General features: G+C 72.0%; 17 protein-coding genes. 10 read left to right on the top strand and 7 right to left on the bottom strand.

Annotation, left to right across the window (positions count from 1 at the left end):
- Nucleotides 1–107 precede the first annotated feature (107 nt).
- The 7 genes from NQU54_RS43335 (at nucleotide 108) to NQU54_RS43305 (ending at nucleotide 7,292) form a co-directional block, all read left to right on the top strand.
- Nucleotides 108–1,022 carry an ABC transporter ATP-binding protein gene (locus tag NQU54_RS43335; RefSeq protein ID WP_257635795.1) on the top strand — a complete coding sequence of 305 codons (915 nt, stop codon included), beginning with the start codon at nucleotides 108–110 and terminating at the stop codon, nucleotides 1,020–1,022.
- A complete protein-coding gene (locus NQU54_RS43330; RefSeq protein ID WP_257635794.1) occupies nucleotides 1,019–1,900 on the top strand; it encodes an ABC-2 transporter permease family protein in 882 nt (293 codons plus the stop codon). Before NQU54_RS43335 ends, NQU54_RS43330 begins: the two co-directional genes overlap by 4 nt.
- 282 nt (nucleotides 1,901–2,182) lie before the next feature.
- Nucleotides 2,183–3,856, top strand: coding sequence for an ATP-binding SpoIIE family protein phosphatase (locus NQU54_RS43325; protein WP_257635793.1), 1,674 nt, complete (start codon nucleotides 2,183–2,185; stop codon nucleotides 3,854–3,856).
- Between the two features lie 267 nt (nucleotides 3,857–4,123).
- The gene (locus NQU54_RS43320) at nucleotides 4,124–4,741 is read left to right on the top strand and encodes a TetR family transcriptional regulator (protein WP_257635807.1); all 618 of its coding nucleotides are present in this window, start codon (nucleotides 4,124–4,126) and stop codon (nucleotides 4,739–4,741) included.
- Nucleotides 4,738–4,938, top strand: a complete 201-nt coding sequence (locus tag NQU54_RS43315) for a ferredoxin (protein WP_257635792.1) — start codon at nucleotides 4,738–4,740, stop codon at nucleotides 4,936–4,938. The genes NQU54_RS43320 and NQU54_RS43315 overlap by 4 nt, the downstream gene beginning before the upstream one ends.
- Before the next feature lie 64 nt (nucleotides 4,939–5,002).
- Nucleotides 5,003–6,238: a cytochrome P450 gene (locus NQU54_RS43310; RefSeq protein ID WP_257635791.1), complete on the top strand. Its 1,236-nt coding sequence runs from the start codon at nucleotides 5,003–5,005 to the stop codon at nucleotides 6,236–6,238.
- Nucleotides 6,239–6,401: 163 nt separating this feature from the next.
- Entirely contained in the window at nucleotides 6,402–7,292 is an 891-nt protein-coding gene (locus NQU54_RS43305; RefSeq protein WP_257635790.1) for a helix-turn-helix transcriptional regulator, read from the top strand.
- Nucleotides 7,293–7,452: 160 nt separating this feature from the next.
- Here the strand turns inward: NQU54_RS43305 and NQU54_RS43300 are convergent, their stop codons facing one another.
- Nucleotides 7,453–9,513, bottom strand: a complete 2,061-nt coding sequence (locus tag NQU54_RS43300; RefSeq protein WP_257635789.1) for a phosphocholine-specific phospholipase C — start codon at nucleotides 9,511–9,513, stop codon at nucleotides 7,453–7,455.
- Between the two features lie 377 nt (nucleotides 9,514–9,890).
- Between NQU54_RS43300 and NQU54_RS43295 the strand changes: the two genes are divergently transcribed.
- Nucleotides 9,891–10,697 (top strand): SigB/SigF/SigG family RNA polymerase sigma factor, encoded by an 807-nt coding sequence (locus NQU54_RS43295; RefSeq protein ID WP_257635788.1) that lies wholly within the window; start codon nucleotides 9,891–9,893, stop codon nucleotides 10,695–10,697.
- A 90-nt stretch (nucleotides 10,698–10,787) separates the two neighbouring features.
- Here NQU54_RS43295 and NQU54_RS43290 read toward each other — a convergent pair whose 3' ends face one another.
- Entirely contained in the window at nucleotides 10,788–11,174 is a 387-nt protein-coding gene (locus NQU54_RS43290; RefSeq protein WP_257635787.1) for a TraR/DksA family transcriptional regulator, read from the bottom strand.
- An 88-nt stretch (nucleotides 11,175–11,262) separates the two neighbouring features.
- Between NQU54_RS43290 and NQU54_RS43285 the strand changes: the two genes are divergently transcribed.
- Nucleotides 11,263–12,375, top strand: coding sequence for a CapA family protein (locus tag NQU54_RS43285; RefSeq protein WP_257635786.1), 1,113 nt, complete (start codon nucleotides 11,263–11,265; stop codon nucleotides 12,373–12,375).
- Between the two features lie 11 nt (nucleotides 12,376–12,386).
- Here NQU54_RS43285 and NQU54_RS43280 read toward each other — a convergent pair whose 3' ends face one another.
- From NQU54_RS43280 to NQU54_RS43260, 5 genes are read right to left on the bottom strand one after another with little or no spacing between them, the layout of a single operon-like run.
- Nucleotides 12,387–13,397, bottom strand: a complete 1,011-nt coding sequence (locus NQU54_RS43280) for a lysylphosphatidylglycerol synthase transmembrane domain-containing protein (RefSeq protein WP_257635785.1) — start codon at nucleotides 13,395–13,397, stop codon at nucleotides 12,387–12,389.
- Nucleotides 13,398–13,415: 18 nt separating this feature from the next.
- Nucleotides 13,416–14,633 (bottom strand): glycosyltransferase 87 family protein, encoded by a 1,218-nt coding sequence (locus NQU54_RS43275; RefSeq protein ID WP_257635784.1) that lies wholly within the window; start codon nucleotides 14,631–14,633, stop codon nucleotides 13,416–13,418.
- Nucleotides 14,630–16,087, bottom strand: a complete 1,458-nt coding sequence (mptB, locus tag NQU54_RS43270) for a polyprenol phosphomannose-dependent alpha 1,6 mannosyltransferase MptB (protein WP_257635783.1) — start codon at nucleotides 16,085–16,087, stop codon at nucleotides 14,630–14,632. Before mptB ends, NQU54_RS43275 begins: the two co-directional genes overlap by 4 nt.
- Nucleotides 16,088–16,132: 45 nt before the next feature.
- Nucleotides 16,133–17,374 carry an NAD(P)/FAD-dependent oxidoreductase gene (locus NQU54_RS43265; RefSeq protein ID WP_257635782.1) on the bottom strand — a complete coding sequence of 414 codons (1,242 nt, stop codon included), beginning with the start codon at nucleotides 17,372–17,374 and terminating at the stop codon, nucleotides 16,133–16,135.
- Nucleotides 17,371–17,568, bottom strand: coding sequence for a ferredoxin (locus tag NQU54_RS43260; RefSeq protein WP_069862298.1), 198 nt, complete (start codon nucleotides 17,566–17,568; stop codon nucleotides 17,371–17,373). Before NQU54_RS43260 ends, NQU54_RS43265 begins: the two co-directional genes overlap by 4 nt.
- A gap of 350 nt (nucleotides 17,569–17,918) precedes the next feature.
- Here NQU54_RS43260 and NQU54_RS43255 point away from each other — a divergent pair, with 350 nt between their 5' ends.
- Nucleotides 17,919–19,847: an FUSC family protein gene (locus tag NQU54_RS43255; protein ID WP_257635781.1), complete on the top strand. Its 1,929-nt coding sequence runs from the start codon at nucleotides 17,919–17,921 to the stop codon at nucleotides 19,845–19,847.
- Nucleotides 19,848–19,901: the final 54 nt, after the last annotated feature.

Here is a 19,901-nt window from a genome sequence, read left to right as displayed (position 1 = left end):
CATGCGGCGTTCATGTTCACCCAGAAGCGTTCCACGTCCGCGGACGAGAGTGGAACGGTGCTCGCGCCCCTTCGCGCGCACCGCTGCCCCCGACCCGCGGAGACCCGATGATCGAAGTACGTGGACTGACCAAGCGCTACGGCGAGGTCCTCGCCGTGGACGATCTGACCTTCGCCGTCCGTCCCGGAGAGGTGACCGGCTTCCTGGGGCCCAACGGCGCGGGCAAGTCGACGACCCTCCGCATGATTCTGGGCCTGGACGCCGCCAGTTCCGGCACCGCGACCGTGGGCGGGAAGCCATACCCCGCCCAGCCCGCCCCGCTCAAGGCCGTCGGAGCACTCCTGGACCCCGGCGCGGTGCTGCCCGGCCGCACCGCCTACCACCATCTGCTGGCCCTCGCGGCCGGCAATGGAATCCCACGCAACCGTGTGGACGAAGCACTGGCCGAAGTCGGGCTGGAGAAGGTGGCCCGGCGTCGGGCGGGAACCTACTCCCTCGGCATGCGCCAGCGCCTGGGGATCGCCGCCGCGCTGCTGGGCGAGCCGCCGGTCCTGGTCTTCGACGAGCCCCTCAACGGCCTCGACCCCGAGGGCATCGTGTGGATCCGCTCGCTCATGCGCAAGATGGCCGCCGACGGACGCACCGTCCTGATGTCCAGCCATCTGATGAGCGAGATGGAACTGACCGCGGACCACCTCATCGTCATCGGCCGCGGCAAGCTGATCGCCGACACCACGATGAAGGACTTCATCGAAGCGCACTCCGAGCGCGAGGTCCTCGTGCGCACCCCGCAGGCCGAGACGCTCCGACCTCTGCTCCCCGGCGGCGCTGGTGTGCGCGCCGAAGACAACCACACGCTCGTGGTCACCGGCCTGGAAGCGGCCGAGATCGGAGCCCTCGCCGCAGCGGGAGGAGTGGAGCTGCACGAGCTGTCTCCGCGTCAGGTCTCCCTGGAGAAGGCGTTCATGAACCTGACCCGCGATGCGGTGGAGTATCAGGCCGAAAGGGAGACCGGCCGATGAGGCATACCGTCACGCACCTCGGCCCGAAGGCGGCGAAGGGAAAGCTGTTTCCTCGTGTACGCGGCCGACGGCCCGCTTCGAACGATACGCGGACCAGCCGGGCAACCTTCTGGCACAGCCTGCGCGCCGAGTGGATCAAGATGCGGACCATGCGGTCGACGCTGTACGTGATCCTGGGCGCGCTGGCCTTCAGCATGGGACTCGCCGCGTTGAGCGGTTCATCAGCGGGCGGCGAGTACGCCCGCCTGCCGCCCGCTGACCAGGCCGCATTCGATCCCCTGGCGACCAGTCTGCGGGGCTACCTGGTGGCGCAGATCGCGTTCGGCCTGCTGGGCGGCCTGGTGATGACCTCCGAATACGGGGCGCGCACGATCGTGGCCACGCTCACGTCCGTGCCGCACCGGGCGCGGGTCCTGGGGTCCAAGGCCGCGGTGCTGGTGGGGGTGGCACTGCCGGTCGGGGTCCTGGTGTCGCTTGCCGGGTTCCTCATCGGGCAGGCGTCGCTGTCCGGGGCGGGCGCTCCGCACCTGGCGCTGTCCGACGGTGCGGCACTGCGCGGCGTCTTCGGCGGGGGCATGTATCTGGCACTGGCCGGGCTCTTCGGACTGGCTCTGGGAGCGGTGATCTGCTCCACGACGGCCACGGTGACGACACTGTTCGGCGTGATGCTCATCGTCCAGGCGTTCGCTCCGGCGCTGCCCGGGGCGGTCGGCGACTGGGTGTCGAAGTTCTGGCCGCCCATCGCCGGTGGGCGGATCATCACTGCCTTCCGTGATCCGGAGCTGCTCAGCCCCTGGGCCGGGCTCGCCGTCATGGCCGGGTGTGTGGCCGCGCTGCTGGCGGCGGCGTTCATCGTGTTCCGCGAGCGCGACGCTTAGCAAGGTGGGGGCAATCGCCGATCTCCAGGCTCAGTGCCCTCTTCGATAGGGCGCAGGTCAATAGGGTGCAAGGTGTCATAAAAGTGGTATTTTAGGGCACTGGTGTGGGTGGCCGAGGACGGCCTGGACACCGGAACAGCTGGCACGGCAGTGGTTCCCCTTCTCGGTACCGATGGGGCGATGGGTGCGCTCTCCGTGATCACGGCAGAGTGCGAGCCGGATGAGGTTCAGCGATTGTTTCTGCGTTCTATGGCGAGGCGGGTTGCCTCTCGTCTCGGGGGCATGCCCGGCGCACCGCCCACCCACGTATCCGGGCCCGGCACCGAGCGGGCGGTCCTGATGGGCCGGCTGACCGCGGCGCTCGCCGAGGCACTCACCTCCGAAGAGGTCGTACAGGCCGTCGGGACCCACGTCCTGCCCCCGTTCGGCGCCGACGGGCTCATCGTCTCGGTGATGGAAAGTGGCAGACACCGGGTGGTCGGCTCCGCGGGGCACACGCAGGACTTCGTCCATCTGCTGGACGGGATCCCGATAGCCGACAACCCCGTGGCGGCCGATGCTCTGAGGTCTCAGGGTCTCTGGTTCGTCGAATCGGTCGCGGACCATCGTCGGCGCTATCCGATGCTGGAGGACGTGGCGGCGGCGTCCCAGAAACAGTCGTGGGCGTTCCTGCCCATGATCGCTTCCGGACATGCCATCGGCGTGTGTGTCATCTCTTTCACCCAGCCTCATTCCTTCAACGACGAGGAGCGCGCGCTGCTGACCGCTCTGTGCGGTCTGGTCGGACAAGCACTGGAGCGGGCCCGGTTGTACGACGTGGAGCACGCCCGGGCCCAGGGATTGCAGCGCAGCCTGCTTCCCCGGACGCTGCCCTGCCTGCCTGCCGCCAGCGCTGCCGCCCGCTACCTGCCCGCGGGCAGGGGCGAGCAGATCGGTGGCGACTGGTACGACGTGATCCCGCTGTCCGCCGACAGGGTCGCCATGGTGATCGGCGATGTCATGGGGCACGGCATCCCCGAAGCGGCCACCATGGGCCAACTGCGCACCGCGGTGCGCACCCTCGCCGATCTGGACATGCCCCCCGACGAGCTGCTCAGCCGACTCAACGACCTGGTCAGCGACTTGGGCGAGGACTGGTACGCCACCTGTCTGTACGCCGTCTTCGACCCGATCACCCGGATATGTTCTTTCTCCCTGGCGGGTCATCCCCCGCCGGTCGTCGTCCATCCCGACGGCGCCGTCGACATGCCCCGGCTGACCCCCGACCCGCCGCTGGGGGCCGCCGAGCCACCGTTTGAAATACATCAGTTGCCGCTGCCCGAGGAGAGCCTGCTGGTCCTGTGCACGGACGGTCTCGTCGAATCCCCCGACCAGGATCTCGACCGGGGGCTGGCCCAGCTGCAACAGGTCCTCGCCCAGCATGCGGTGCCCGTCTTCACGGCCCGGGACGAGGCCGACAGCATCCACCACCTCGACGACCTGTGCGACACGGTGGTCTCGGCCCTGCTGCCCCAGCACGGCCAGACGATCGACGACGCGGTGCTGCTGATCGCCCACACAGGGGCCATCAACGCCAGTGATGTCGCCACCTGCATCCTCCCGGATGATCCCCGCGCGGCTGGACAGGCCCGCGAATTCGTCCGCGAGCGACTGGACGTCTGGGGGCTGGACGAACTGGCGATCACCACCGAGCTGCTCGCCAGCGAACTGGTCGGCAACGTGATCCGGCACGCCGAGGGCCCCATCCGCCTGCGCCTGCTCAACAGCCGCTGCCTGACCTGCGAAGTCTACGACGGCAGCCTCAGCACTCCGCGCATCCGGCACGCCGCCTACACCGATGAGGGCGGCCGCGGCCTGCAACTCGTCTCCGCCCTCTCCAGGCGCTGGGGCGCCCGCTACCTGCGCGACGGCAAATGCATCTGGACCGAGCAGGACATCCCGCACCGCACCACATGAGAGCGGCCCGGGTGCCTCCTGCCGCATGAACATCCATGTGGCTTCAACCCGGACCCGGACCCGATCCCGTCCGGGTCCCCGCCGATGACTCCCCGGCGTACGAGCCCTCAGTCCACGGCGGCCACCCGGTGGCCGCCGGTGGAGCGGTTGCTCTTCTTAATTCATGTGTTTTAAAGTGGCCGCGACAGATCATGAGGACGAACGAGACCGGAGGTCGTGGTGGCCGACGCACGCACCGTCCGCTCCGCCGAGACCCGCGAAGCCATCATGGCCGCGGCGGAACGGCTCTACGCCGAGCACGGCCTGGTCGCGGTGTCGAACCGACAGATCAGCGAGGCGGCCGGGCAGGGCAATGTCGCCGCGGTCGGCTACCACTTCGGCACCAGGGCGGACCTGGTGCGCGCCATCATGGGCAAGCACTCCGAGGCGATCGAGCACATCCGGCAGCGGATACTGGACGGGACCCGCGGCAGCCAGGAGGTCCGGGACTGGGTGGCCTGTCTGGTGCGGCCCGCCCCCGAACACCTGGCCACCCTGGGCGTCCCCTCCTGGTACGCCAGGTTCGCCGTCCAGGTGATGACCGACCCCGTACTGCGGGCGATCGTCACCGACGAGGCCCTCACCCGGGAGCCGCTGCGGGAAACCCTCCACGGCCTGGGCCGCTGCCTGGACGCCCTGCCCGCCGAGGTGCGGGCCGAACGCGGCGCCATGGCCCGTCAGTTGATCACCCACACCTGTGCCGAACGGGAGCGCGCCCTCGCCGAGGGGACCAGTACGCGTCAGCCGTCCTGGGACGACACGGCCGATGCGTTGACCGACGCCATCACCGGCCTGCTCCTCGCCCCCGTCACCCCCCGTTCCCCCGCCGAGGAGGCCCGGACATGAAGATCACCGTCGATGAGGCGAAGTGCTGCGGCGCGGGCCAGTGCGTGCTCATCGCGCCCGAGGTGTTCGACCAGCGCGAGGAGGACGGCATCGTCCTCCTGCTCGACGCCGAACCCGCCGACGCGCACCACGCCGCCGTCCACGAGGCCGCGACCGTCTGCCCCGCCGCGGCGATCCGGCTGAACGAGACGGCGTGACGCCCGCCGCCTCGTTCAACCGGATCGCCGCGGCCCACTCCCGACCGACCATCGGAGGACGACCATGACCACCTCGCCCGTGGCCGACGACGCACCGGCCGAGATCCCCGCCTTCCCCCAGCCGCGCGCCGCGGCCTGCCCCTTCGACCCGTCCCCCGAGCTGCGCGGCCTGGCGAAGTGGGGCCCGCTGACCCGGGTCCGGTCCTGGAGCGACAGCACCCCCTGGGTGGTGACCGGCCACGCCGAGCAGAAGACCCTGCTCTCCGACCCCCGGCTCAGCGCCGACTTCTCCCACCCGGGCTTCCCGAGCCCCGTCCCCCATACGGGCGGCAAGCGGGAGGCCACCGACCTGAGCTTCGTCGGCATGGACGACCCCGAACACGCCCGGCTGCGCCGCATGGTCAGCGGCGCCTTCACCATCAAGCGGGTCGAGGCGATGCGCCCCGTCGTGCGGGAGATGGTGGACGACTTCCTCACCCGTATGCTGGCCGGGCCGAATCCGGCCGACCTGGTCCAGGCGCTCGCGCTGCCGCTTCCATCGCTGGTGATCTCCGAGCTGCTGGGTGTCCCGTACGAGGACCACGCGTTCTTCCAGACCAACAGCAAGGTCCTCGTCTCGGCCGTGGCCACCCCCGAGGAGCGGGCCGCCGCGCACACCAACCTGTATGAGTATCTGGACCAGTTGGTGGGGGAGAAGCTGGCCGGGCCCGGTGACGATCTGCTCTCCGGCCTCGGCCGGCAGATCACGGCAGGCGAACTGACCCGCCGTGAGGCCGCCGCGATGGGCGTGCTGCTGCTCCTCGGCGGCCACGAGACCACGGCCAACATGATCACCATGGGGACGCTGCTGCTGCTCCAGCACCCCGAGCAGCTCGCCCGTGTGCGCGAGGCCGACGACCCCAAGGTGATCGTCTCCGCGGTGGAGGAACTCCTGCGCTACCTCAGCGTGGTCCACCTCGGACGCCGCCGTACCGCGCTGGAGGACATCGAGATCGCCGGCCGGACCATCCGGGCCGGTGAGGGAGTGATCCTCCTCGGCGAACTGGCCAACCGGGATCCGGCCGTCTTCCCGGACCCGGACCGGCTGGACATCGGCCGGGACGCCCGCCACCACCAGGCGTTCGGCGTGGGCACCCACCACTGCCTCGGTCAGCCGCTGGCCCGGATGGAACTCCAGGTGGTCTACCCCGCCCTCTTCCGTCGCGTCCCCACTCTGCGCCTGGCGACGGATCTGGCGGACATCCCCTTCAAGTACGACGCGGTGATCTACGGGGTCTACGAACTCCCCGTCACCTGGTAGCCGCCCGCCGCCCGCCGCCCCCGCCGCCGCGGACCTCCGCGGCGGCGGAACGGCCGGGAAGGGGAAGCGGTGATGGCGGGACTCTTTCGGTCACCCGTTCATCGCAACGCACTCCACGCTGGATGCGGACCAGCTGACACCAGCCGTACACTGAAAACACGCTATGGACAGAAACGGACACCGTGAGGTCACCGAGGTTCCGTTCCGGCCCTCCGTGGGAGCACCGCCGGGAGCGGCCGTTCTGGACTTCCCCGGGCTGGCCGCCCGCGCCCGGAGCCATGGCCTCGATGTCCACGCCCCGATGCGGCTCGCCTTCCACCAGCTGATCACCGTGCGCTCCGGGGCGCTGCGCTGCTCGGTGGACTTCACCGAGTACGAACTGACCGAGGGCGGCTGGATGTGGGTGCGCCCCGGGCGGATCCACCAGTTCCGCTCCGACCTCGGCGCCGCGGAGGGCGCCGCCGTGCTCTTCCCGCCCGGCTATCTCGGCGCCGCCACCGCCGCGGCCGCCCGGCTGGACCGGCCCGCGCCGCGGTCCCCGCTGATGGTTCCCGAAGGCGCCGACGCCGAGGCCGTCCGCGGCGTCCTGGACCTGCTGGAGAACGAGCGCCGGACGGTGTCGGGGCCGCTGGAGGCGCATATCGAGGTGGTGCGCCACCTCGTCGCCGTGCTCGTACTGCGGCTGGCCCATCTGCCCGGCGCCCAGGGCGGGGAGACGGCGGGCGGTGAGGCGTTCCGCCGCTTCCAGCGGGCCGTGGAGCGCGATTACACCCGCACCCACCGGGTCGAGGACTACGCCGCCCGGCTGGGCTACAGCGTCCGCACCCTGACCCGGGCCACCCGCGCCACGGTCGGATGCGGCGCCAAGCGGTTCATCGACGACCGGGTGCTGCTCGAGGCCAAGCGGCTGCTGGTGCACACCGATCTGTCCGCCACCGCCATCGGCGAGCGGCTCGGCTTCCCGGACGCCACCGTCTTCACCAAGTTCTTCCGGCGGCGCTCGGGCGAGACCCCGGCCGGCTTCCGCGCCCGCGCCTCGCACGCCCGGCGCTGACGGCCCGGGGCCCGTACGAGGCGGACCGTACGCGGGGCGGAAGGCGCCAGACGCGGCGGGGGAGGCGCCGGACGCGGCGCGGGAAGGGCGAGACGCGCCGCGCGCCCGTCCGGCGGGGAGCCGCCGGACGGGCGGGCGACGAAGGACCGGTGGCGGTGGGTCAGTCCGCCGAGAGCGCGGGGTCGCTCACGCCCGCGCGGCCGGTCTCCACATGCCCGGTCAGCCGGCGCAGATAGCCGCTGTCGTGGTCGGAGACCACCGATAGGTCGTACCACTCGTGGCTGCGCCCGGTGCGTGCGGTGTGCACCACCCGCGCCCCCGGCCGGAGCCGGTAGTTCGCCGGCTTCTCCTTGTGGTAGCCGTCCGTGACGGTGAGTCGCACCGTGGTGTCGCCCTGGTTGACCAGGGTCAGCTTGACCTCCCCGGTCGACCGGTCGTGACGGGCGCTCACCTCGGGGCCCTTGCCCGTGGCGTGGCCGGTGAAGTGGCGCAGGAAACCGGCCGGGCCGTGCACCTGGAGGTCATAGGCGCCCTGGTCCGCCGAGGAGCGCTGCCAGTCGCCGGACAGCCGCTTGCCCGCCTCGGCGGTGTAGCCCCACGGGCCGCCCGTGTGGCTCGCGGAGGTCACATGGAAGTGGGCGGCGGTTCCCCGGCCGTGGTTGACGAAGTCGACACGCAGCCCGCCGTCGGCGCCGGTCGTGGCATCGGCCGACAGGTCGTACGGCAGCGGCCTGGCAGGGCGCAGCCCGGACTCCTGCCGGGGCAGCGAGGGGTGTGCCGGGAGCGCCGGTACGTAGTCCGGGTGCCGGTCGTTGTCCTTGGGCCGATAGCCGCTGGTGTCCGGCAGGGCCGGGACCTTCACATCGGTCCGCGAGAAGTCGAAGGCCGCGGTCAGGTCGCCGCACACCGCACGCCGCCACGGCGAGATGTTGGGCTCCTCGACGCCGAAGCGCTCTTCCATGAGCCGGATGACCGAGGTGTGGTCCAGCGTCTGCGAGCACACCCAGCCGCCCTTGCTCCACGGCGAGACCACCAGCATGGGCACCCGCTGCCCCAGCCCGTACGGGCCCGCGGGCTGCGAGGCGGAGCCCGCGTACAGCTCCCCGGTGGTGTCCACGGTCGAACCGCCCCGCTGGGCGGCGGGCGCGTACGGCGGCACCACGTGGTCGAAGAAGCCGTCGTTCTCGTCGTAGGTGATGAGCAGCGCCGTCTTGCTCCACACCTCGGGGTCGGAGGTGAGCGCGTCCAGCACCTGTGCGATGTACCAGGCGCCGTAGTTGGCCGGCCAGTTGGGGTGCTCGGTGAAGGCTTCGGGCGCCGCGATCCAGGAGATCTGCGGCAGCTTTCCGGCCTTCACATCGGCCCGCAGGATGTCGAAGAAGCCGTCGCCGCTCTTGGCGTCGGTACCGGTGCGGGCCTTGTCGTACAGCGGGTCGCCGCTCTTGGCGTTGCGGTACTGGTTGAAGTACAGCAGCGAGTTGTCGCCGTAGTTGCCGCGGTAGGCGTCCTCGATCCAGCCCCAGCCGCCCTTCGCGTCCAGCCCGTCGCCGATGTCCTGGTAGATCTTCCAGGAGATCCCGGCCTTCTCCAGGCGCTCGGGGTAGGTGGTCCAGCCGTAGCCGGCCTCGGCGTTGTCCAGCACCGGGCCGCCGCCCTTGCCGTCGTTACCGGTGTAACCGGACCACAGGTAGTAGCGGTTGGGGTCCGTGGAGCCGATGAACGAGCAGTGGTAGGCGTCGCAGATGGTGAAGGCGTCCGCCAGCGCGTAGTGGAACGGAATGTCCTCGCGGGTCAGATAGGCCATGGTGGTGGCCGACTTCGAGGGGATCCACTTGTCGTACGCGCCGCCGTTGAACGCCACATGGCCGTCGGCCCAGCCGTGCGGCAGGTCCTGGAGGAACTGCAACCCGAGGTCGTTCACCTCGGGCCGGAACGGCAGGACCTCCTTGGAGCCGTCGGACTGGTGCCACACCGGCTTCCCGTTGGGCAGCCGCACCGGCCGCGGATCGCCGAATCCCCGCACCCCGCGCAGGGTGCCGAAGTAGTGGTCGAATGACCGGTTCTCCTGCATCAGCACCACGATGTGCTCGATGTCCCGCAGACTTCCGGTCCGGCGGTTCGCGGGAATCTCGGCGGCGCGGGCGATGCTGGTGGAGAGCAGGGACATGGCCGTGCCGGTGCCTGCCAGTTGCATGAATCTTCGACGGTCTATGGAGGTCATGAAGCTCCGGTCTCCTGTGGCATGCGAAGGGAAGCGGGGGGATCCGGTGCAGTCTCTTCCGCCGAACCGGTACGGACAACGGCGCGTGGGCGAAACGGCGGGAAAGCCTCCGTAAATCTTGATCGCGCTGTCACAGCCCTTCCCACCCGCTCATACGGGCATGTCACGGGGAGATGTGACACATGACGCACCGGATGGACCGGCATCCGTGGGGGCGAACTCCGTTTCGCCGTGCCGAGGACGGGCACGCGACCCATGTGCTTCGGACCGGAGGCACGCCACGGGAGCAGCCCGGCTGCGGAAGGCGTGTCCACGGTCGCCCGAGTTGTCCGGATTGCCTGAGCCCGTGGTGACGACGACAGCCAAGGGAGAAGCCCATGACGTCCGCACGAGCACACCCCCGATCGCACCCCAAGCACGCGCATGACGACGCCCCCGACACCTCCGCCGAGTTCCGCCGGATCGCCGGTCTGCCGGACGGCCGGGAGAAGGAGAACCTGCGGCAGGATGTCGTCCGGGCCTGGATGCCGATGGCCGAACGCATCGCCACGCAGTTCCGCAACCGCGGTGAAAGCCCCGAGGATCTGCGGCAGGTGGCCATGGTCGGCCTGGTCAAGGCGGTCAAGCGCTATGAGCCGGACCGGGGTTCGGCCTTCGAGAGCTACGCCGTCCCGACCGTGGTCGGGGAGGTCAAGCGGCACTTCCGCGACCATATGTGGGGCCTGCACGTCCCCCGCCGGGTCCAGGAGTTGCGCAACCGGGTGCGCACCGCCGTCCAGGACCTCACCCGCTCACCCGACGACCGTTCGCCCAGCGTCAAGGACATCGCACACCACACCGGCATGACCGAGGAGGACGTCCTCGTCGGCATGGAGGCGATCGACAGCTTCCGTACGCTGTCGCTGGACGCGGCGCTGCGCGGCGCCGACGACGGCTACGCGCTGGTGGACACCCTCGGCTCCGACGAGTCCTCCTACGAGCGGGTCGTCCAGCGCGAATCCCTCAAGCCCTGTCTGCGCAGGCTCCCCGAGCGTGAGCGGGAGATCCTCTATCTGCGGTTCTTCTGTGACGAGACACAGAGCCGGATCGCCGACCGGTTCGGCATCTCCCAGATGCATGTCTCGCGCCTCATCAGCCGCACCTGCGCCCGTCTGGGCGAGGAGGTCGGCGCCCACGCGGCCTGAGCCGGCCGGTCCGCTCAGCGCCCACGCCCCCGCCGCCCACGCCCCCGCCGCCCGTGGCCCCGTGCCCGGACGCCGTGAGCGGGCCGGGCCTCATCCGCCCGGCCCCGCCTCCCGCTCCTCGGCGCACTGGACGCACAGTTCCGCATGGGGCAGGGCCAGCGCCCGCTCCCGGCCCTGAGGCCGGCCGCACTCCGCGCAGATCCCGAAGGATCCGGCGCGCAGCCGGTCGAGCGCCGCGACGGTCCGCTCCAGCAGGGCCGTGTCCATCTCCGTACGCGTGCGCAGCTCCCTCAGCGTCATGGCCTTCGCGCCCGCGTCCGCGGCGTCGAGGTCGCAGTCCGCGCGCAACGCCGACGCCGCCTCCTCCGCCCGGGTGAGCTGCGACCGCAGCCGGTCCGCCTGCTCCGACAGCCGGGCCCTGGCCTCCTCCAGATCCCGGGGCCGCAGCGGGCTCTGACTCGTCTCCGCTCGCCTCATCCGTCGCACCTCCCTGTCCGCGGGTCCACACCCCCGGGTCCCCACCGCGGCCACGGTCACGCGGCGCGGGGTATGCGATCGTTGAGATATGCGCGGCACGTCGGTGACGCTGTTCCTCTGCGGCGATGTGATGCTCGCCCGCGGTGTCGACCAGATCCTGCCGCACCCCGGCGACCCCGAGCTCCACGAGCCGTACATCCGCGACTCCCGGGCCTATGTCGAACTGGCCGAGGAGGCCAACGGCCCGATCCCGCGCCCGGTGGACTTCTCCTGGCCCTGGGGCGACGCCCTGGCGGTGCTGGACGAGGAGGCGCCCGATGTGCGGGTGCTCAACCTGGAGACGAGCGTGACCCGCAGCGGTGAGTTCGCCCCGGACAAGGATGTCCACTACCGGATGAGCCCGGACAACCTCCCCTGTCTGACCGCGGTCCGGCCCGACGTCTGCGTCCTGGCCAACAACCATGTGCTCGACGGCGGCCGGCAAGGGCTCGACGAGACCCTCGAAACCCTGGCCGCCGCCGGGCTCCGGGTGGCCGGAGCGGGCCGTGACGCGGCCGCCGCGCGTCGCCCCGCCGTCGTCCCGGCCGGTGACCACCGCCGGGTCCTGGTCTTCTCGTTCGGCGCGGCCTCCAGCGGCATTCCGGGCCGGTGGGCCGCGACCGGAAACCGGTCCGGGGTCGACTTCCTGCCCGATCTGTCGGACGCCCGCGCGGCCGCGATCACCGGCCGCGTACGCGGGCTCAAACGCCCCGGTGATATCGCCGTCGCCTCGGTCCACTGGGGCGGCAACTGGGGGTACGGCGTCTCACCCGACCAGATCCACTTCGCCCACGCCCTGATCGACGGCGGTGTCGACCTCGTCCACGGCCACTCCTCCCACCACCCCCGCCCCATCGAGGTGTACCGCGGCAAGCTGGTTCTCTACGGCTGCGGCGACATGGTGGACGACTACGAGGGCATCGGCGGCTACGAGCGCTACCGCGACGATCTGCGGCTGCTCCACTTCCCGGAGGTGGACCCGGACACCGGCCGGCTGATGAGCCTGCGCATGGTGCCGCTGCGGGCACGGCGGATGCGGCTGGAGCGCACCGGCCACCAGGACGCCGCATGGCTGGGCGAAACCCTCGACCGGGTCGGGGCCTTCCTCGGCTCGCATATCGACGTCCGGCCGGACGACGTCCTCACCCTGCGCCGGTCCTGACCGCCACCCGGTCACACGATCTTCGAGCGCACCAGCCCGCCCAGCACCAGCGCCCCGGGGACCAGCGGCAGCCACACCGTGATGAAGCGGTACGCCAGCACCGTGGACGTGGCCGATTCGACCGGCGCCCCCGCCGCCACCAGCGCGATGACCAGCGCCGCGTCGACCGAGCCGATACCACCGGGGGCGGGCACGACGGCCGCCACCGCCGTGGCGGCCAGATACGCGAGCATCACGTGCGCCGGCCGCACCTGGAGCTCCAGCGCCAGGGCCACCGCCACCAGCCCCGCCGCCTGAAGCAACGGAAACGCCAGCGAACCACCCCACAGCGCCAGCGCCCTGGACGGCCGCATGTGCAGTGAACGGGCGTCGGCCAGCGCGGTGCGCAGGAACGTCATCACCAGTCGGCGCACCGGGCGGATCAGCGCCACCCCGGCCACCACCGCCCCGGCCGCCGCCACCGCCCCGGCCACCAGCATTCCGCTCACCGACTCCGGGAGCAGCGGGCCCAGCCGCAGCGCCTGGGGAAACGCCACGAGCAGCACCACCAGCAGCCCCACCCGGGTCGTGGCCTCCGCCAGGAAATACAGGGCGAGCGCCGCCGAGGAGCGGGCGGGCGGCAGCCCGCAGCCCGTCATGAACCGGATGTTGACCGCGCTCGCGCCGATCCCCGACGGCAGCAGATGGTTGGCCGCCCCCGCGGCGAACTGGGTGACGAACAGCCGCCTGGCCGGCAGCCGCTCCAGCACCGTGCCCTGCCGGGCGAACGACACCGCCACCCAGCCGAGCCCGGTCGTCGCCACCGCCGTCAGCAGCCAGTACGGATTGGCGGTGAACATCTGACGGGCGCCGGAAGCGATGAGCGAGCGGTGCTGGACCACCCAGACACCGACGACGAACAGCGGCAGCAGACACAGGATCTGGCGCAGTGGCAGCCGCCGGAGCGGGGACGGGCGCCCCGCCCGCTCCACGGTGGGCTGGTCCACGGGCTGCTCCGCGGGGCGCGGCATCGCTTCAGACATCGGTCCGGGCACTCCTGTTCATGGGATACGTGCCGGATAGGGCTCTTGGCTCAGCATCTCCGCGGAGCGCGCACCGCGCAGCGGGAGCGCGATCAGCAACCCGAGGCAGATCCACACATAGGCATTGCTGCCGAGGAAGCCGTCCACCCCGGTGGAGTCGAACCGCCACAGCCACACCACACTGCTGCACAGCAGCACGTACACCACCGCACCCACCCGGAGCAGCAGCTTGCGCCGGGCCGGTGACGCGTCCGGCCGCAGCCCGCTGTCCACGAGCACCGCCAGCGCCGGAATCAGCCATACCAGATGGTGCACCCAGGTGATCGGACTGATCAGACAGGCGGCGATCCCGGTCAGCGCGAATCCCGCCCGCTCGTCGCCGACGGCCGCCGCGCAGCGCACCCGGTGTGTCCAGACGGCCAGCACGGCGAGCACCCCGAGCCCCCACACCACCCCGCTCGGTGGAACCGGATCGACCAGCCGGGCCAGCACCCCTTCCCACGACTGGTTGGAGACATAACTGAGCACCCCGATGCGGTCGGTGTCCCACAGCGCCTCCGTCCAGTAGACCCGTGAGGCCCCCGGCGCCACCGCCAGGGCGAGCAGAGTGGCGGCCACGGCGGTGCCCGTGGCCGTCGCGGCGGCGCGCCACCGCCGGGTGATCAGCAGATAGCAGATGAAGATCGCCGGGGTGAGCTTGATGGCGGCGGCGAGCCCGATGCCGTAGCCGGCGAACCGGCCACGCCCGGTGGACAGCAGCCAGGCGTCGAAGAACACCAGCACCAGCAGCAGCAGATTGACCTGGCCGAAGCTGAAGGTGTCCCGCACCGGCTCCAGCAGGACGAACAGACAGGACGCCACCACGAAGGCGAACCACTTGTTCCAGCCGTGCCGCTGGACGATCGGCCCGATCAGCCAGGTCAGCAGCGTGGCCGAGGCGGCCACATTGAGCACCATGCTCAGGGTGATCGCGGCCGGCCAGGTGAACAGGGTCATCGGCAGCATGCACAGCGCGGCGAAGGGCGGATAGGTGAAGCCGTAGTCCGCCCCGTCCGCGCCGGGGATGGTGAAGTCGTAGATACGGCCGTCCCGCAGCCAGTGGCCCACGGCCTCGTAGTAGACGTTGAGGTCGAACCAGTGGCGGTGCAGCGGGACGAAGGCCAGGAAGAGCGCCACCGCCACGGTGAGGCCGAGCGCCAGCGCCAGCCGGCGGCGTGAGGTGGTGGGCCCGGTCATGCCGAACGCTCCGATCGCCGGCCGCCGGGGAACGCGGTGCCGGGGGCGAGCCCCGGTGCGCGCCGTGCGCACCACAGCGCGCACACCGCCAGCACACCCCCGCACACGGCGAACGTCAGCTGCCGCGAATCCGGGGCGAACCCATTGGGCAGTACGGCCAGCGTGAGCACCGCGCTCCCGGCCACCACCGCCTTGCGCACCGCTCCGCCCGGCCCGGCCGCCGCGATCACGAACAGCCCCCACAGCACGTACCAGGGCCGGATCGCCGGGCCCAGCACGGCCACCGCGATCAGGCTCAGCCCCAGCGCGTACACCGGCCGGGGGCGTGGCGGGCGCAGCCAGGCGGCCCCTATGGCCACCGCCGTGGCCAGCAGCCCCAGCCCGTGCCACGCGGGCGCGGCCAGCGGCGCCAGACCGCTGCCGACGGCCTCCAGCAGGGCGCCGGTGGCGCGGCCGAGGGTGCTGGTCAGCGCCCAGTTGTCGGGTGAGGCCGGGGTGGTGAGCGCGGAGATCCAGCCGTAGCCGGTGCCGGTGACGGCCGTCGCCGCTCCGGTGGTGGCCAGGGCCAGCCCGGCGGTGGCCGCCACGGCGCCGACGCGGCGCCTGCGGCCCTCCACCCGGCGCGCCCACAGCGTGGCGACCGCCAGCAGCCCCAGCGCCGCCGGGGCCTTGACCAGGGCGGCGAGTGTGACCAGGACCGCGCCGCAGGCCGGCCATCGGCCCGTCGCGGCCACCAGTCCGGCCCCGAGCAGTCCGAGCATCACGGCATCATTGTGCGCCCCGCCGACCAGATGCAGCAGCAGGAGCGGGTTGAGCGCCCCCAGCCACAGGGCGGCGCTCGGGTCGGTGCCGCAGCGGCGGGCCAGTACGGGCAGCGCGAGCACCATCACCGCCACCCCGAGCAGCGCGATCAGCCGCAGCCCGATCACCCCGAGGGACAGTTCGGCGCGCGAGGCGTGGGCGACGGCGGATTCGAAGGCCAGCGAGACCGGGCCGTACGGCGTCGGGGTGTGCTGCCACACCGGCGCCACTTCGGCGGCCAGCGGGCCACCGAGGCGTATGGGGCCGTGGGTGTAGACGTCGATGCGGGCGTGCACCATGGCGCCCTGGGCGAGATAGCTGTACACATCGCGGCTGAACAGCGGCGGTCCGGGCAGCAGGGGAGCCGCCCAGGTGGCGAGCGTGAGCAGCAGCGAGCGAGGGCTGGGCGGCCGCGGTCCGCGCACCTCGCGCCCCAGCAGCCACCACGCCGCGACCAGCAGCACCAGCCCGAAGTAGGTACTGATCAGCCCGAGCGCCGCTCTCCCGGAGTCAGGGGTGAGGGCGTCCCCCACCGGTAGCGCTCCGGCGCTCGCCCCGCCCGCCGCCAGGGCCACTGATCCGGCGAGCCCGAGAAGCCGGCAGTGACCTGGAGCGACGGTGACACGTTGGAGGAGTACACGACGGACCAGCACCCCGACAGCGTCGCGAGAGCGCATGGCCGGAAATTGACGTCGCGGTCACCGGAGACTGGCCGAGAGGTGTCGGCCGGGCCACACGGCCGGCGGGGCGGGCAGGACCGCTGTCCACGGTGCCCGGTCGACCACGAGTTGACGCAGTTTGCGCAGCTCGCACGGGCTGTTCCAGCCGAGCACCCCGACCACCCGGCCCCGGTGTCCATAGGCGACGACGAAGTGGCCGCCTTCGAGCTCGCCATGGAGCACCGCGAGTTCGGCGTCGGAGGGAAAGATGCCGTACGCCTGGATATGGGCGTCGTACTGATCGGTCCAGAAGTACGGCACGGGGGCGAACGGCCGGTTCTCGCCGAGCACATTGCGGGCGACGGCCTGGGCCTGCTCCGTGGCGTTCAGCCGGTGTTCCAGTCGCATCCGGCAGCCGAAGTGGTCGTTGTGCCACGAGGCGACATCACCGGCCGCGTAGACGCCGGGCGCGGCACGGCAGGTGGCATCGCATTCCACACCGTTGCCCAGCTCCAGTCCGGAACCGGCAAGCCAGCCGATCGCCGGGGCGGCGCCGATGGCGACCACCACGACATCGGCGTCCAGCAGCGTGCCGTCGGTCAGCTCCAGACCGGTCACCCGGCCGCCGGACTCGAAGAAGCGCCGCACCCCGGTGCCACAGCGCATGGACACGCCGTTCGCCTTGTGCAGCCGTCCGACCAGGGCGGCTATCCGGTCGCCGAACTGCCGCCGCATCGGCACCGGCCGGGGGTCGATCATGGTGACGTCCAGCCGCATCCGGCGGGCCGCCGCCGCGGCCTCCGAGCCGAGGAACCCCGCGCCCACCACCGCCACCTTCACATCGGGCTTGCGGCGCAGATCGGCGCGCAGGGCGAGGGCGTCGTCCAGGGTGCGCAGCAGATGCACTCCGGCCAGATGGTGGGCGCCGGGCAGGCTGTTGGGGGTGACACCGGTGGCGATGACCAGGGCGTCGTAGGGGACGTCGGCGCCGCCGTCCAGCACCACCCGGCGGGCGGCGGTGTCCAGCCCGGTGGCGGACTTGCCGAACAGCAGCCGCGCGTCGAGGTCGGACAGCTCCTCGTCGGTGCGCAGTTTGATCCGGTCCGGCTCCCAGGTGCCCGCCAGGATCTGCTTGGACAACGGCGGCCGGTTGTACGGGGTGTGAGGCTCGGCGCCGATGAGGGTGAGCCGTCCGTCGTATCCCAGGGTGCGCATCGTGACGGCCGCGGTGAGCCCCGCCACCGAGGCGCCCACGACCACGACGTTCCCCGGTGTGCTCACCGGTCGGCCAGTGCGATGGCCAGGGCGGGGCAGACGGCGGCCGCATGACGGACGTCGTCGTGCAGCCGCGCCGGCGGGCGGTTGTCGAGGAGGACGGCGACCCCGTCCTCGTCCCGCTGGTCGAACACGTCCTGGGCGGCGAGTACGCACTGCCCCGAGGCGACGCATTTGTCCTGATGCAAGGTCACCTGCATGGCGTTCTCCGGCACTGGGGGATCAATGGAAGGCGGTTACCAGACGAATGTTCGGTAACGGGCGGAAGGGAGGCTAGTTCTCCCGCGTACCCAGCACAACACGCTCCGCAAGAAGCTGGCCACGGAGCGAGACATATGAGCCTGGCATGTGCGCCCCGGACAGGCCGACCCAGCGGACCGCGGAGGCTGTCCAAACCGCCAGGTCACACCCGGGAACGCGGGCCGGGGACCACCTTGGTACGAGGTGGTGCATCAGCGCCTCACATGGCGGAAATACGCAGGTTACGAAAGATCCGCATTGCTCACGTACGGTTCCAGGACGTCCACGATTTCCACCTCACGGAGGATCCTTGCGCAGGCTGCCCACACCGCCCGACTGGCTGACGCACCCCCTGCGCGGGGTGCGGGCGCTGCGGGGCCCGGTGCCCTGGGCGGCGGTGGTCCGCGGAGCCCTCGGCGTGGGGCCGGTGGTGGCCGTCGGCGTGGCGTCGGGACATACGTCGTTCGGGATGCTCGCCGGGCTGGGCGCGATGTTCGCCCATATCAACGACCGCCCCGCCACCCGCGCCACCCGGGCCGTGCGCATCGGCCTGCCCGCCCTCGCCGGGGCCGCGGGACTGCTGACCGGGGCCTGGCTGGGCACGCTGGGCCTGGGGATCTGGATCGCCCTCGCGCTCGCCCCCGTCGGACTGGTCTCCGGCGCGATCAGCGCCATCGGCCCGGTCTGCTCCTCCGCCGGGGTGCAGCTGATGGTGCTCGCCGTCGTCGGAGCGGGCATGCCCCTTCCGGTCTCCCCGCCGGTCAGGGCGGGTCTGCTGCTCATCGGCGCCGCATGGGTGATCGCGATGGCCGCACTGCTGCCCCGCGCCATCCCCGCACGCCAGAGCTCGCCCTGCGGCGAACGGGAGGCGGTGGCCGCCGTGTACGACGCGCTGGCCGGTCTGATGACGGCGGTCGGCTCCGACGGCGGCCAGGCCGCCCGGCGCCGGCTGACCGCCGCCTACGACGCCGCGTACGAAGCCCTCTACGCCCACCGGCTTCCGCTGCACCGCCCCGACGAGGAGGAGCGGCGGCTGCGCGACCGGCTGGCGGTGGCCGGAGCGCTCAGCGAGGGCGTGCTGACCCTCCTGTGGGAGAACGAACCCGTACCCGACCGCATCGCGCGCACCCCCGCCCAACTCGCCCGCTCGGTACGGACCGGACTGCCACCGGGCCGGCTGCCCGCCCCCGTACCCGACACCGCGGGCAATGTGGCCATGCACCGGGCCGTGCTGCTCGCCGCCCGGGTCTTCGACGGCGAACCGGCGCCCCCCGTCGGCGCGGTCGTCCCCGGCCACCGGCAGCGGCTGCGCCGCGCGCTCGGCCCGGCGGGCCGGGAGTATGCCGCCCGGGTGGCCCTGTGCGTGGGCGTCAGCACCGCCCTGGCCCAGCGACTGCCCGGCGCGCACTGGTACTGGCTCCCCGCCACGGCCGCCTTCCTGGTCAAGCCCGACATGGGCCCGCTGGTCTCCCGGGCCCTCTCCCGCGCCCTCGGCACCGCCGTGGGCGTGGCCGTCTTCGGCGCACTCGGCACGCTGCTCGCCCCCGGCGGGGGCGACCCCGGCGTCTGGCCGGTCGTCGTCGCGGCGGTCTGCTCCGCGCTGATCCCCGTCTCCGTACGCCACTTCGCCTTGCAGACCGCCGTGCTCACACCGCTGCTGCTCGCCCTGGTCCACCTCGGCGGCGACACCGACCCCGGGTTCACCCGGCTCACCGACACCCTGCTGGCCTGCGGTGTGGTGCTGGCCGCCGGGGCGCTGCCCGGACTCGGCGGCCCGCGTGCCCAGGTGTCGGTGCGGCTGTCGCTCGCCGTCCGCGCCACCCGCGACCACCTCGACCGGGTGCTGACCGCCGAAGCGCCCTACGCCACCCGGCTGCGGCTGCGCCGCGAGGCGTACCGCGCGCTCGCCGACGCCCGCCGCGCGGTGGAGGTGGCGAGCGCCGAACATCCGCCGTTCGGCCGGGACCTGGCGGCGTGGGCGCCGGTGGTCTTCGCCCTCGAGGAGATCGTGGACGCGGCCACGGCCTGCGGTGTACGGCTCGACCAGGGCGCCCCACAGCCCGAGCCCGTCCTCGCCGCCCGGCTGCGGGCCGCGCTGTCCGACCTGGCCGACGCCGTCGCCGCCCGCCGCCCCCCGACGGACCTCGTCCTGCCCGCCGGGGCGGCGGTGGGAGACTGCGCGACCCTCGCCGATGTCACCGCCGGACTGCACAGGGTCCGCGACCTGGCGCCCGGCTGACCCCGCTCAGCGGCCCGGTGAGGAGTTGGCGGGCGCGCTGCCGCTCGGGGGCTT

It is taken from the genome of Streptomyces malaysiensis subsp. samsunensis (genome assembly GCF_024519315.1).
Classification (GTDB): domain Bacteria; phylum Actinomycetota; class Actinomycetes; order Streptomycetales; family Streptomycetaceae; genus Streptomyces; species Streptomyces malaysiensis.
The sequence above is the reverse complement of the archived record's forward strand: the minus strand, read 5'-3'. Positions and strand labels throughout refer to the sequence as shown.